General features: G+C 51.0%; 6 protein-coding genes. All 6 read right to left on the bottom strand.

The features are described from left to right. Positions 1-3261: an efflux RND transporter permease subunit gene (locus JNK54_06245; GenBank protein MBL8023865.1), complete on the bottom strand. Its 3261-nt coding sequence runs from the start codon at positions 3259-3261 to the stop codon at positions 1-3. 9 nt (positions 3262-3270) lie between these two features. Further along, on the bottom strand, positions 3271-5148 hold the full coding sequence (locus tag JNK54_06240) for a TolC family protein (protein MBL8023864.1): 1878 nt from the start codon (positions 5146-5148) through the stop codon (positions 3271-3273). Beyond that, a complete protein-coding gene (locus JNK54_06235; GenBank protein MBL8023863.1) occupies positions 5145-6410 on the bottom strand; it encodes a tetratricopeptide repeat protein in 1266 nt (421 codons plus the stop codon). The genes JNK54_06240 and JNK54_06235 overlap by 4 nt, the downstream gene beginning before the upstream one ends. Before the next feature lie 61 nt (positions 6411-6471). Further along, a complete protein-coding gene (locus tag JNK54_06230) occupies positions 6472-8427 on the bottom strand; it encodes a PorV/PorQ family protein (protein MBL8023862.1) in 1956 nt (651 codons plus the stop codon). Further along, positions 8424-14885: a hypothetical protein gene (locus JNK54_06225; protein ID MBL8023861.1), complete on the bottom strand. Its 6462-nt coding sequence runs from the start codon at positions 14883-14885 to the stop codon at positions 8424-8426. Before JNK54_06225 ends, JNK54_06230 begins: the two co-directional genes overlap by 4 nt. Positions 14886-14919: 34 nt before the next feature. Further along, entirely contained in the window at positions 14920-15801 is an 882-nt protein-coding gene (locus JNK54_06220) for a hypothetical protein (GenBank protein MBL8023860.1), read from the bottom strand. Positions 15802-15959: the final 158 nt, after the last annotated feature.

Here is a 15959-nt window from a genome sequence, read left to right as displayed (position 1 = left end):
TCACACCCCAAGGTGAGGGTTTTCCGGAAGGACTTCTCCCTCAGCCAAGACGGGCGCGTGCCGTTCCCGCCAACGCTCGGAATGAAAATAAATTAACGGCACAACGAAAAGACTAAGCAGCACCGACACACCCAACCCACCGAACGTCACCACAGCCATCGGGGAAGAGAGTTCCCCCCCTTCACTGAGTCCCAACGCCAATGGAAGGACAGCCAATATGGTTGTCAAGGCAGACATCAAGACCGGCCGAAGGCGGGTCACGCACCCGTTCATGACAGCGGAATGGAGCGACTCGCCTTCTCGCCTCAGTTGATTGATAAAATCAATCAAAATAATCCCGTAGTTCACCACACTACCGAACAAAAGAATCATCCCCAAAAAAACAGGGGCACTGATCGGCGTTTGAGTGACAAACAGAGAAATCGCCACTCCCACAACAGAGAAGGGGATGGTCACCATAATCAAGAACGGGTGCCAGAGCGATTCAAATTCAGCGGCCATGATCATGTAAACCAGGGCCGTGGCCAGAACCATGGCGATGAGCAACCCCCCAAAGGATTCCTTCATCTGGCGACTTTCCCCCGTCAAATCCACCTGGTAATCCGTAAATTGGCGGTAGGGCTCCAAAGCAACGTTAACGTCACTCATGACGTCCCGGGTCGAACGTTTAGAGATGTGCGCCGAGAGAACGATGGCGCGTTGTTGGTCGATGTGTTTAATTTCACTGGGCCCCTGAGCGGTTCGCAAATGGGCAAGTTCCGAAAGGGGGATGGCCAGACCGTCACGATTCTGGATGGTCAGGCGGCGGATATCATCCAAACTCCCCCGGTCCTCAGGTCTTAACTGAACGCGAACATCCACCTCCTGCCCCCCCTCTTTGTACGTGGTGGACACGAACCCCTTGATTCCAATCAACGCCGTCCTCGCGATTTCAGTGACGGAAAGGAGATAAGATGCGGCACTCACCTTATCAACTTCCACACGTGTTTCCGTGGAAGGGAGGGCCAAACTCGTCTTGGCTCCAAACACACCGCGAATTCCCGATAAATCTTTAAGAATATCCTCCGACATCTTTTTAAGGATCACCATGTCCGGCCCTTTTATTTCGACCACAACAGGCGCCGAAGTTTCAAAAGCTGAGGAGAGCACGCTGTCTTGAAGGATGTATTGGACCTCCCCTCCCTTTAAATCTTCCTTTTCCAACGCCGCTCGAAGGAGGTCGATAAATTCGTCGGTAGAAATCAAGTGACGATCCAAATTGACGATGGCCTGCGCCTGATGATTGCCCAAAGCATCCACCGCGTCCACATTGTTGGACCCCACATTCACCGTGGATTCTTTAAACCCTGGCACGGACCGAAGAATGGTTTCCATTTTGAGAGCGACTTCGTTGGTTTTTTCCAGCCGGGTCCCCACCGGCATTTGAAGCTTAAGAATAAACTGCCCTTGGTCTATTTTGGGCATAAACACTTTGTCCTGCACCGCCAACATTCCCAAACTCAATACCCCCACGACCAGGACAATCTGAGTGGTCATTTTGGGATGATCCAACGCCCATTGTAAACCATGCCGATACCGTTCCAATAACCGCTGGAGAGCCGCATCCGATATCCCGGAAGTAAACCATTTCCAGCACCGGGACACGCCCCCAAAAAATCGGTTCGTTTTTTGGGGCTCAGGCTCCGCACTCTTCGTCCCCAACAACCGTCGTAACACGTCGAACGATAGGGGGTGAGCGGTCATCAGAGGGACCAAGGTAATGGAAACAAAAACCGACGCAAAGGACGCGCAGGCCACAATAAAAAACATGTCGCGAAAAACCAATTGAGCCACGCCTTTAGCGAAAAGTAACGGAACCAACACCGCCACGTTCGTGAGGGCCGAGGTAATCATGGAAGGGGCCACCTCATCGGTCCCCTCCACAGCCGCCTGGACCACCCCTTTCCCTAAGACAAGCCGATGGCGCGTAATATTCTCTGCCACAACGATCGAGTTGTCCACCATGGCACCAATGCCCAGGCCCAAGCCAGCCAACGAGAGCATGTTGATAGAAATTTTATTGAGAAACATTCCGGTAAAGGTAAAAAGAGTTGAGGCAGGGATGGACAAAGCCACAATAATCGAAATGGGCCAACTTTTCAGAAAGTAATAAAGGACAAGGAACGCCAGGACGCCCCCCACCAGCCCATCCAGAGTGACCCCATTAATGGCCTTACGAATAAAAACCGATTCGTCATACACCAGTTCCAATTTGATCCCCTTGGGTTCTAAAACGGCGCTCAATTCTTCCATGGCAAATCGCACGCGAACAGCGGTGGAAAGGGTGTTGGCGTCCGCTTGTTTTTGTAACGAAATAGAAATCGTTTCTCGGCCATTGTACCGAGAAAAACTTGTTTTTTCTTTGAGGGTGTCCACCACTTCCGCCACGCCATCCAAGCGCATGAGCCGGTGGTCCTTGGCCCGGTGTTCCCGATCCCGATCTTTTTCGGGATCCCGCGTTCGCTCGTAATCTTCCGCCCGATCCACACGAATAGGCATACGTTTAATTTCGTTGATGTTCTTAAATTCCCCCTTTGTGCTTATAATGTATTCATAAAATTTACCGGGAACCGTCCCCGCGGGGTAATTTAAGTTGGAATCTTTCAGGGTATCCGAAACCATCGTCAGGGAAATATTTTGAGATTCCATCCGCTGGCGATCCACCTGAACCACAATCTCTCGTTCCTCCCCACCGGAAATAGTCGCGGAAGCCACTCCAGTCACTTTTTCAAGCCGCTGCTTAACAACCTGCTTGGACAGCTCCGTTAATTGCCGCATGGGTTGAGATCCACTGACCGAGTAAATCATCATGGGTTGGGCGAAGGGGTTCACTCGGTTGATGATGGGGTCTTCGGCCTCGGAAGGCAATCGGTCTTTAATTTGGTCCAGTTTTTCCCGCGCCGCCAAATGGGCAAACCCCATGTCAGCCCCCCAATTGAACTCCAGGGTGACAAGGGAGATCCCTTCTTTCGAGATAGACCGCACGCGTTTAAGATTAGGCACGGTTCCAACGGATTCTTCGATCACTTTCGTAACCAGGTTTTCAATTTCTTCGGGCGCGGCGTTTCCGTACCGCGTTATAACCAGAAGTTGAGGGAAAGAGATGGACGGAAAAAGTTCCCGCGGTGTAAAAAACCACGAGATAACCCCCATCAAAGCGACGGCCGTGTAGAACATCGCGCCGGTAACCGGCCGGCGACCGACGAATTGAGCGAGACTCATGGGGAAAGGTTACCGAAACTCGGGAATATCTTTGAGCGGAACACCCACCGCCCGCTCAAGTCCCGCTAAAGAAATTTGATAAAAAGAAAGGGCCTCTTCGTAATTGGCCACGGCGTCCCCATATGAATTTTCCGCCGCAAGGGTTTCCCGAGGCTCCACCATATTCATCCGTTCTTTTTGTCGTGTAATGTCCAATTCCTTTTCCCGGTATTCAAATTCCGAACGGGCTCCACGAATTTGAATTTTCCCCTTTTGGATATTGTAATACGCTTCACGGACATCCACTTGAACATCACGCCGGGCCTGATCCCGCTCATGGATCGCCCGGTCCCGAGACGCGCGGGCTTGTCGGGCATCCCCCGCACTTTTCAGCGAATCCAAGAAACTGAAACTGGCGGTTTTCCCTTTCACATCGGTAGCGGTGGTCTCTGAATAGTCGGGAACCGTGTGCTCATTGGTCGCCGCGGCACGCACGGTACTCCCCCCGAAATACAGACTGGCTTGCACCCCCGCGTTCCAACTGTGCCCCATCTCCAACGGCTGATCTTCAAAGGCCCCCCCGGCGGTCCCGGTGAAATAGGTGCCATCCACTCTCAATAAATTCTGAGCCCAAGCGGCTCGATACCCATACCGTTGCGCCAGAGCCGTGTATTCGGCCACCCGAAACTCGGGACGATGTTCATAAGCGGTTTTGATTAAAGACTCCGGGGGAACAGACAATTCAACCAACCGCTGCGTATCCACAGCATCAACAGGGTCGTTCAAGAGAGTGGGCAGTGAATCCGCAATGTTTAAAAAACCCGCCATTTTGAGCCGCGCGATTTCCAGATCTTTTTCATCGGAGAGAAGCCGGTAATAGCCCTGATTGTAAAGGGAATCCGCCCCCAGGAAATCCGACTGAGTGATCAACCCCAATTGTTTCTTTTTGCGTGCCAGTTCAATAACTTTCTCAGACCTCTGGCTTAACTCCTTCCTCGCCTGAACAGCCCGTTGGGACCGAATCAAATTGTAATACGCTCGAACAATTTCGAAGGTGATTTCTCCTCGAACCTTTCTCACATTCTCACGGGCCACGACTTTCTGTGCTGCCGCCGATTTGAAATTGAAATAATTTTGCCCACTATGAAAGAGAGGAACCCCCAGCTCCAACCCCATTTCCTTCCGTTTAAACTTTGTATCGTCAGTGGACACCAGGTTATCTTCAAACAACGTCCCATCCGATTCACTGTATTTCCATGTCATCGCCGGAAGAAGGTTTCGCATGGCTTCGAGATAACGGACATGGGCAACACGCAACTCCTCCTCCGCCACCCGGAGAGGCATATGATTGGCCAACCCCACGTTCAAAAAATCTTTAAGGATAGGGCTTTTGGGCAACACCAACCGCGTGTCCCTCATCGGCTCAGCTCCGGCACGATCCGCGGGGAGCTCTTCCGATGAACCAAGTGAACGGCTCCCTTCAGCCGCCGGGCTCAGTTCCACGGCCAAAACCCATTCCTGCTGAACAATTTTCGTGACGGTCGGCTGCTTGAACACCAACCGAATCAGTTCCAGAGGCCGAGCGTCTTCCCCAGATTCGGGAGCCCCCCCCCCTTTGTAGCCGTATCGGATCTCGCTGACGCTTTCGCTAAAAGTCCGCTCAATCGCGGGCCGGCGGCACAACACCGGTTCCATCATAAAAAGTGTTAACCCCATACCTTTTTCCGCCACCTCCCGAAATTTGAGGGGCCGAGTCGATTGAATAATAATTTTCCCGAATTGACCGACGCCCTGGACACTCACACTTTCAATTTCATTGTCTGTAATCTTTTCGGCAAAAAGGAAGGGCCCTCCCAACAACAAGAGACCAACCCAAAGCAACCCTCTGTTTCTTAAGTTCGTATTCATTCGTTTCCCTCTTGCATCATTTTTATTAAGGCCTGCTTGGCTCTCACAAATTGGGGGTCCAAACGACGACACTCTTGAAGTTTCTTCAGAGCCTCCGCGCGGTCCCCGCGAGCATAAGAAGTCAGAGCCTCTCGATATGTTTTTTCGGTGATGTCCCTTTGTTTTCCTCGAGCGTCAGCGAGAAGTTGATCCGCCTTTAAATCGTTAGGATTCTTAACCAAAATTCTTTCAAGAACTTCAATCGCCTCCACAAAACGGTCTGTCTGGAGAAACGTTTTGGCTTCAGAAAAATCATTGGAAGCGCCCCGCGGCGCGAGACTTTGTGCGTCAAGCAAAGAAGGATCCAAACCGAGAATTCGTTCTTTGTAATCTTGAGCCAAACGATTTCCCGGTTCGATTTCCAAAGATTGCAAAAAGAGGGTTAAGGCTTGTTTTCGACGACCCAAGGAAAAAGCATCCATGGCTTTCTGATTCAGTTCTTGAACCCGACCGTCCATTTGAACCTGATAGGCCAAGCGCGCTGAACGACGCGCGTCGTTCAGCATCATTCGCGCCTCCGCGTTGGTCGGATCCAAACGAAGGAGATCCCCTAACACTTGAACCGCATCGGGGTACAATCCTTTTTGAATATGGGCCCGGGCAAGATCCAGGGTGACTTGAATCCGTTCCGTTCGTTGTTCTTCAGCCAATTTCTTTTTGACCACTTCCAATCGTTGAAGGAGATCGGCCCTGTCTTTATTAAAAACCAGCACTTTTTCCCACGCGTCCACCGCTTTGAACCAATCTCCATCCATATAGGCCAAATCGCCTTGTGCCTCATAAAAGGCGCTTGATTGTGGCTTCGCTTTACGAAGAATTTTTTCTTCCTTCGCCCTTATTTTTTTAATGATTTTCATGGCGTCAGGGAGATGAGGGGAACGCCCCAAAATCTCTCGTCCCCGATCAAAAGCTTCAACATATTTTCCCAATGAAAAATATTTCTGCGCGCTGTAAATGACTTGTCGTTCGTGGTTTCGATCGTTCCGAATTTGGATTTTTCTTTTGTGTTGGGCGTTTTTCAGCCCTTTTTGCGCTTGGACGTTCTTGGGGTCCACTTTTAATATGGCGTCAAAGAAATGAATAGATTCCTCGTATCGACCGTTAAAGTAAGCGTCCAACGCGCTCTGAAGCATATCGACAGGGGTGTCCGCTCTCCCAGGGGAAAGAAATCCCAAGAGAAGAAGAACAAAACAAGGCAAAACCAGAGGAGTCAATCGATTCATGGGGAAGTCCCTGTCAAGTTTCTATGAAATGACGCGTTCTGTCAACAAGACAAACACAAATTTATTGAGAAATCGTTCCGCGTTGGGCCAAACGGTCCCGCATCCGCTGAGCTTCCACGTTATGGGGGTCAAGATCGAGGGCTTTTACAGCCAATTCAAAAGCCCGTTGGGGATCCCCCGCGAGGAAAGCGTCCAAAGAGTTTTTATAGAGCTCTTTCGATTTAACTTCATCGACAATCGCCCGCTTCTGGCCCACGGTCTTAAGAAGTTCCCGGGCTTCCGAATAGTCGGGTTTGTACCGTAACGCTTTTTGTGCCAGCACAGCGGACGTTTGCAAATCCCCATCCCGTGCGGCGCGAAGAGCCTCATTGTAGGCGTCTTTGGCCGCAAGCTCTTTCGATAAATCTCTTAAACGCAACGCATCGGCGTCCGTGGTGTCGATGGCAAGGACCTCGTTAAACTTCAAGATCGCTTCCTCGTATTTTTTTTGTTGAAAGAAAGCCTGCCCGCTTTGAACCAAAGGGACAATTTTATCTTGACGAAGCTTTTGTTCGGCAAAATCCTCAGCCTGTTGACGAACCTGATCCACTTTAGACAAGAGATCGCGGGCTTCCAGATGATCCGGATTTAATTTGAGCACCCGATCAAGCAATTCTCCCGCTTGGACAAAGTCTTGAGAAGCAAAGGCCTGGAGGGCCATATCGTAAAAACGTTCCGTAAGGCTTTGGAACCTTTCGTCAATGCGGTTCAAATAGGTTTTGGCCCCCATATGGTCCGGTTGGAGGGCCAGGATGGCGTGAAACTCTCGGCGCGCGCGAAGGAGGTCGTCCACCTGGAAAAATTGTTCCCCCCGCGCGAAATGGTCATCCACCTGGGCCTGCAATTGTTCTTGGCGCGCCCCGCTCTCCATGTGTTTAAATTCCGTTTCAATCCTTTTGGCGAGAAGTTTAGCGGGTCGATGCCAAGGGGCCACCGCCAAAATTTGATTGGCCTGCATGTAGGACTCCACCATGTAGCCCTGGGCGTAACGGGCCAAAGCCCGCTTATACGCCACATCCACTTGGGAAACCACTTTCACTTGCCGGTAGGCTTCCCCAAAACGGAAGCTCAAACTCACCCGATGGCTGTCGCCAAAGGGACCAAAAGGAATAAATCCATAATCCAAGTGCAAACGTTCATTCCCTATCCCAAACCCGTAAGTCAGACCCGAATCTAAATCATTATTGCCCTTGAACCCCAAACGAAAAGCCATGATTTCCCAAATCCAATATTCCGCCCCGGCATTAAAAAACAGGTTGCCGTCCGTTGGAAAAACCACATCCCCGGCCACCGTCATATTATCCCCAAAGAGGGGGTAGGATACCCCGGCTTTCAACTGCGTTGGAAAAGACGAATTCTCTCCATTAAACGAAAGCCCTGTTCCCACATTCTGGAGAACCATCGACGTACGCAACCCTTCGTTCCAATCCCCTCGACATTTGTAGATAAAACCCAAGTCCACCATATACCCAATGGCCGAATCCGTATCCAACGTTTTATTGAGGATTTTAAGATTGACCCCCGTTTTAATCCCAGGAAACCACTGAAAATCCTCCCACGGTTTGGCCCATCCGAGGGTCAAAAGGGTGTCCGATGCCTCCACGTCTCCGATGGAAGGTCCCGAGCCATCGTATCTTTTGATCCCATCCACCCGCAAAACAGACGCACCGGCCCCCCAGACCCCAAGGGATTCCGTTGGGCGAGCGTAATAAAGGACATCTTGCGAGATCCCTTGTATGGATTTATGATGCATAAAGGTGATCTCTTTTTGGGTCAAATCCCCCAACCCCGCGGGGTTCCAATAAAGGGCCGTGGCGTCATCCACCGCCGCCGTTTGGGCTTCCCCCATGGCCACCCCGCGCCCGCCCACACCCATTTTCAAGAAATTGGCGGTGGTGTTCCCGGAAGATTTCCCCCAGACGACCGCCGCCCCGGCGCCAAGGACAAACAACACAGACAACGCGCGCCGGATCCTCACCGGATCACCATCAACTTCCCGACCACGCGCTGTTGCTCGTTTTCGATCATGTAGAGATAGACGTCAGACCCCACAGGTTCCCCACTGTCCGAGGCCACGGGATTCCATGGAATAAACGAAACATTTTCAAAAGGCAGGGTTTTCACCAGGCGTCCATCCAGCGTGAAAATTTTGATGGTCCCAAAACTAGACAATCCGGTAAAGGTGATCCCATTTTTATCTTGCGCCGGCCGATAGGGAACTGGGTAAGGATGGGCTTCGGTGAGGTCATAGTTCGGATTGGTCCTCAGTCCGTAGGTGGCATTGTGTCGGAGCGGCGTGGACACCACTTTCCGGGTTTCATCCACTTGGCTGTTGGGCATTTTGTTCCAGAAACCGGTCTGCTCATCCAACTCAAAGATCGCCAGGTCTTTAGGCCTCGCGGCACTCCCCACGATCCGGCCCTGAGCGTCCAAAGGCCATTTTTCGTAACTAAAAAACAACTGAACGGCCCCGGCAAACGGTTGTGTTCGCAACTCTCCGTTGGTTGAAAAGACACTTAACTCTTTCGCCGCAAACAAATTCCGATAGGCGCCCCCCGGTCCGCGCGACAGCGCTCCGTTGGCTTTATCCAACACGCCCGGAAGGCCCGGTGACCCCGCCACGGAAACCATATCCGGCCGATCATTGATCGCCATCCCCGCCAGCTCCCTCCCCAACGCGTAAGGGCTCACTTCCACCCACGCCACGTCATCCTCGCTCACAAAAACCGCCGGCGTCGCCGGGTCCATGGCCGTGTAGAATAAGACACTCAGTTTATTCTCCAAGGCGTTATTGGCGTTATCAGTCGGAGAAGGGCTGGTGGAAGTAAAAAACCGGTAAGCGCTCCCAGGCAAGAAGCTGTTCGTCAAAAGAAAGGGGAGAATAACCGCCCCTGAAGAGTTGGCAACAATCGCGTTGCTCATCCCTGGTGCGCGAATTTCTTTACGCGATTCCACCCGCCGACCGTCCGGGCCACGGACCAGGGACAATTGAATCGCGTTATTCCCAAAGATCATCGCTTCACTGAATTCCACCGGAATGGATTGGTCCGTCGGATTAACCGCCGCGTAGCGGAGGGTCTCATCAATGGGCGGGTATCGTTTTCCTGAAAGGGAAACGTTGTTCCATCGAGGAAGAATCTGATCCGGGGTGTATGTGTAGCGAAAGACGGCGAGATGGTCGTTCGAGGTCCAGTTCCCCGCTTGGTCATACCCCCGCACTTTAAAGTAGAACGTTGTGGTTTGAGTGATTTCCGAAAAATCCACCTCAACACCCGGAGTCGCCCTGAACGGCAAAAATTGAGGGGATTGGGTGGACCGCTCAGGTGTCACCGCCGTGTCCGAAGAAACACTGTAGGTCCACCCAAGAATTGGGCTTCGAGAAATACGGTTTCCTATGGTGTCCGTACTGGCCCAAGAAAAATAGGGGTCGGGATCCCCATAGATCGTGTCCTGAGACAGTAAAGTTTCCGTTGATCCCACCGAGAAAAAACCCGCTAATTGTTCCGGTTTGGGGGGGGTCGTATCAATGTAAACTCGGAAGGCCACGGTGGAAAAGATAGTCGAAAGGTCTAACGCCCCATTAATCACCGCCGTCCCAGCCGAATTAAGATAGAAAAGTCCTTCAGGAGCGCAGAATCCTTTGAGTGCGTCATTGACTCTGGGCGAGTTTATCCCTCCCGTGGAGAGGCATCGTTGGAGAGCATCTATTTTTCCGTTCCACCCCTGAGAATTTGACAAATTGCTGCCATCCACCCCCACCGCACCATTGGACCAGATGACGTTAAAGTGAGACGAGTTCGCCGCTTGAAAAGGAACCTGAGTGGAGTTAAAATAAACTTTTTTCTCCCAACTCGTCAGATGGGTTTCAATTCCTCCATTCGGCATTGGCAACGTTACCAGAGGAACCCCCGCGCTTGGCTTTACGGACAGTCCTTCCCCTGGCCCTTCGGATTCTCCCTGTTGGTTTCTTGAATACAGAACAATTTTATATCCAGAATCCTCAGGTAAATTGCGCAGCAAAAGACGCCCCGAGGAAACCCATTGCGTGGCGGTCAACCACACCGGATTGACACTCGTAAACGAGGCGAGCCCCGGCGACCCGTCGGATTCAAGTTCGGCGTATTTTCGGTTCTGTTCATGAAAGGGGGCGACAGCCTCCGCTTCTGTCGCTAATTGAACGGCGTATTCCGTGTAAGGAGGATTATTCGTATCTGGAAAACCAATCCCCATCACTTGATCAAGCAAAGGAACGGCCGTCGAAGGAGCTCGTGGAACCGAAGCTCGGGTCCAGACCTGAGTGGAACTCACTGGGGAAACTTCATCAAAACCGTTGTTCGACCTCACCAACAAATTCACCAGAGTGTTTGGAAGTAACGATTCAAAAAGATGCCTTGGCGCGTATGAATTTGACGACCACGTCAATCCATTATCCTTGCTGGCGTTGTAAACTGTGATCAGCCCATTGGATTCAGGATCCCAGTGAACTTCAACCTTTTGCCCCGTCGAATCACTTTCAGGTTTTTCAATTGGCGACAATATTCTGGGAGCGAGGGGTAGCGTTCTCCTGGAAATAGTCGTCGCTGCTTGCTCTGGGTTATACTTGTGCCCGGAAGCCGCAACCGAAATGGAATACAAATTCCCAGCTTGAAGATCTGGAGGAGTCGTAAATCTCGTTGCTCTTGTAGAATAATTAAAGGTATGAGCTGAATCAAATATTGTGACAATATGGTTCGTTCCAACCGAATTCCCATTCAAGCCCCAGGACAGGGTGACTGACGATGAATAAACAGTAATCCCCCCCAACAAGAAAAGCGCTTGATTGGGCCTTGTGACCTCCACAACGGTCTTTTCGGGCTCGGGCCAAACACTTCCGATGGCACGAACCGCTTTTACTTTAATGTTGTACGTCGTGTTCGGGGTTAAATCAGGAAGAAGATATTCGAAACCAGAAAGACGCTTAAACGACCTTCCATCGTCCCATTCAACCTGATATTCAGTGCCCGGCCTATTTCGAATCGGAACCGTTCCCACCGTTTCTGTTGGAGCGCTCCATTTAACTAAAATGGTATTGGTGGTTACAACCGGGGGGCGATCCACAGTCAGCTTGGGGGCCAAAGGGGCCGTGAAAGCCGCGCTGGTGATCCACTCGTCACGAGGAGGAATACCTGCGCCCGCCGCTAAGGCCCGAACGTTCACCACATACTTCTGATTGGCCCACACGAGGCCTTCCGTCTCTGAAATTTCAGTCGCATGCACTCCAACACCTAAGGGCTTTTGTACAACAATATGCTCTATGCCATCGACAGTGGTTGAAACTGAAATTTCATACTGTGTTCTTTCGGGAGCGTTATTTCCATGATCCCACCCGAATTTCACCCGGGATCTGGGGTCGGAAGGGTCTAATACCATCAGGTTAATAGGAGAGGAGGGGAATGTGTAGGCGTCTGAAGGAATGGAAAATACGGCACCTTCCTCCGCACGCACATGGGTGTAATAGAGTTGATTTGAAGAAAGGTTTTGTCCTAAAACATCGGTCTTAAACACATGGGATCCTTCCCCAGCCGCCGTCGTGAAAGACGCCGTCCGGCCAGGTTCAAAACCAGAAGAGGTCGACAACTCCAGCACGTATTTTGTAAGGGAATCGTTGACGGTTTTGTCCCAAACCAATTTCAACTCTTTGGTCGGATCGTCTGCACCAGCGGCTCCGAAAGAGAGGATAGGGACAACAGCGGCCGCTGTTCGATTATTCACCGTATTGGACCTCAAGATCTCCCCTGAGTGCCCGTGGACATCCACGCGAACAAAATAATTTTTGTTCGGCGTTATGGGTCCGAAGGGCAGCCGGATCTCACTGTTCGTATCCCCCGCCTGGGTTACGTTGAGAGAAAGGATGGGGGAATTCATCGATTCATTTTCCGCCACAGAAACGACGTAACGGGTTCCTATTGGATTACCGTTGGCTCCCCACACCATCGTGCCTGAGTCCGTCAAAAGCGTCAAATTCGACTGCTCCAAAACAATGGGGTTTGCGCGCGTGGATTCCCCCGCTGGAAACGCCACTGGCACCGTCAATTGATTCCCATGGTTTATGGCGCGCACCTGAGCGAAATAGGTCGTATTCGGCACTAAAGGGAGCAAATCCACCGACAGGTTTTTAGTCTCTGCAAAAACATCGATCGAACCAAAACGAGAATCCGTATCCACATCCACGCGATAAAGGGTTCCGTCGGGGTTTCCATGGGATTCCCAACGGGCCGTCATTGAGGTTGTGTACAACGTAAAGGAAGGCGTCAAAGGTTCCTTCGCCAGCGTTACCTCTTCCCACGAATTGGACAAGCTGGGCCAGGAGCTCCCCGATGGAGTCGAAACCGACATTTTGAACTGGTACGTGGTGTTCGGTTGCAACGAAGTCGCGGAACGTTCGAAAGGACCTGGCCCAGAAATCGACAGGGAATCGATGGGGTCACTATCCCTCTCCAATCGCCAATCCAAGTGATAAACGGTCGCCGGCGCGTTTTTAGCTATGGCATTCTCAACATCCGACCAGGTGATCGTTAAGGTGTCCAAACTATAAAACACGGGCCCCCTCTGAGCCTGAATGGGCGCTGTAAAGGAACTTCGTGGATCCGACACCGCATGGGCACCACCAACGGGATCGGCCTTTAGCGCCGTCACACAAACCGAATACAGGGCATTGGCCGGGATGAAAATATTTCCCGAAGTATTTTCAAACAACCGAACGACCGAAGAAGCTGATCCTGCCGAGAAGGTTGGGAGTGACGACAATAGGCCGCCGGTGCAATTCGGAGATCCATAGAGTTTGGCTTCATACCTCGTGTTGGAGTGATTTCCCATCGTTTCCACCGTGAAACCAACTTGTCGGGATGGAAAATCGGGGACAGAAAGACTCACCTGGGGAGCATTGGGCAAGGTATAAAAAAGAGGGGAACCGGAATCATAGATATCCGCCCCAGAAGAAAAAGCACCCGCTCTATTTTTCCCACGAATCCAAACATAATGAGGTGCGTTTGATATCAGTCCCGTAAATTCAACCGACATGGAATTCGACCCCAAGTAGGGAACCGTCTGGCGCGGATAACTAGGGTTATCAAAAGAGGGCGTGGTGGAGAGCGTCACTTCGTAGGAATGGGGCCCAGCATCGTTAAGCGGGTTCATGGACCAAGTGATTCTCGCACGCGTCGGGAAGACATCCGGCTCGCCCACAAGGACATTCACCGGTTTTGATACAGAGGTAACGACATCCCCCGTTCCAGTGTCTTCCAAAGCCCGACCCCGGAAGTCCCAGGTACTAACCTTGTAATAATAAGTTGTGTTTCCTTTCAAGGAAGTAAAAGCCTGCGAGTTTATTGAAAACAATGGTGGGTTCGGCAATTGGGGATGATTCGGGGAGGAAAAATTTTCGACCGTATCTAAATGCGCTTGATATTTACCTAAAAGCATTCTTTCGATCCAATTAACTGTGAGGGAAGATGAAGTAATTAGAGTCACGGAAGAAAGGCTTGGTAAACCCGAAGCGATAACAGTTGAACCACAATCGATCCAAGAGGTTAAGAAATTACTCCCATTAAACACGCGCAAATAAACATAGTAGCGAACGTTTCTGTTTAAATTCCCATTTGAAAAAGTCAGGGATTGTCGACTATTGGTACGAATCGAAGCAAGAACTTCCCGTTCAATGATATCGACAGGTGGATTGATGTTGGATCTTGTAATAACAGCTTCAAAACTCAGATCATGCCCATCCGGATTTTCTGGGTTAAAGGCCAAAATCACATCCGAACGAGAAACATCGACGGAGAGGACCGGGTTTGAGGGCGTTTTTGCTAAAGTCCGAACAGGGGGGGAAACATAAGAAAATGATTTGTTCCCTGGGTTATCATGATCGATCGAAGCAATCCCGACATAGTAGGGGGTATCGTAAGAGAGGCCCGGCAATTCAACAGCCTCATGAATAAATCCGGCGGGTTTCCCAGTGACGATGGGACCACGAAGGCCTGAGTCAAAATTGGTTTCATTGAGCGGCGACTGGGAATAACGGATGTCATAGGAGGAAACACTTTCAACGTAATCGACCCCAGCCGAGGGGGCGGTCCAGCTCAATGCCAGTGTCGAGTCCGATTTTGCCGTCACCCCAAAATCGGAAATCGTTTTGGGGTAGTAAAAACTTTGGTGCGGTCCAGGCGCCAACTGAATACTCCCAATCCCCGACAGGGTCGTTTCCATGGGGCTTACTGTCCCATGTAAATTCAATCCCCCACCCGTCTGATAAAACACCCCCCCCACATTCACATCGTCCCGCAAACGATAGTCGTCATTCGACCGGTCCAACCCGTGGACAAAAACAGGAAGAAAAGCCGCCGCCACGACTGGCAGCGCCCCCCCCCATCGACTCCGTTTTTGCCTCAATGCGTTCATTTCGCTTTAGCCTCCATCGGCATCGAACGGGAACCTATTGAATCAGGTTACCCACCAGGGTTGTTGATTCACAATTTGCAACAGGAGCCGGCTGATCACAATTTTGAGAATTGCAAGAATAATACAAAGGACTCCCAGCAGAAACTCCACACATCGCCGTTTTATACACTTTCCCTTGAATAAGGCGGCCGTCCCCTGTCAAATAAATTGTCGTAAGTGCGGCGGCATTAAAATCATCTTTCACAATTGAACCGGAAAGGTCCAGTTTCCCGTACCCAATGGCCGCGTTATCATTAATATTTTCGTTAACGATGCTGTTATTCCATAATGAGGCTGGAACTTTCCCACTGGAATTGAGCTGAAGTAACCCGCCCGCCGAGTTCACAGTGTTTCCCAGTTTCGTCACCGTTTCGCTTAATCGGTCATCCCCCAACCGCCCCACCGTGATCTTTCCAGCATCCAAACCTGTTGCCACTTTCTCGTTTGTGATCGAGTTTAATTTAATTTCCGCTGTTCCCACGCTATTGGCCCCAACGGAAAGGGCGTAAGGCGCGGCGACCAATCGTTGTCTTTGGGGAAATTCGGAGGCCGTCCCCACTTTAACTCCCAAATACACGGCCTGATTTGAAGTAAACAAATCAGGCTTGGTTCTTAAATCGATCAGGCACGAAAACACACCATTTTGAGGAGTAACGGACACCGATGGAGCGGTGAACAACAGGGATCCACCGGAAGCCATATCATAAAATTTAAAAATGACATCAATTGGACTGCCCTCCACAGGGACGCCACTCGCACCCGTCAATTTCCCTTGGTAGTTAATATAGAGAGGGGCTTCGGCGAGAAGGGGCAACCCCATCGCCATCACGACCCCAAGACCAAGAATGGATTTCATTACGAGGGATGCTTTTTTCATAGGATTAACCCTTTTACCTTTATTTTCTTCATTTTTTCCTGGTCGCCCCACTCGATTCCGTTGAAACGACCGTTCCCATTGAAACGCAAACCTGTGGCCCCTTGCGGGGCCCCATACAAATCGTATGCGACATTTTGACCAAATTCAACAAAACACCC

The sequence above is a fragment of the Elusimicrobiota bacterium genome (assembly GCA_016788905.1).
In the GTDB taxonomy this organism is placed as follows: Bacteria; Elusimicrobiota; Elusimicrobia; order FEN-1173; family FEN-1173; genus JADKHR01.
Note: the sequence above shows the minus strand (reverse complement) of the source record. Positions and strands in the feature narration are given on the sequence as shown.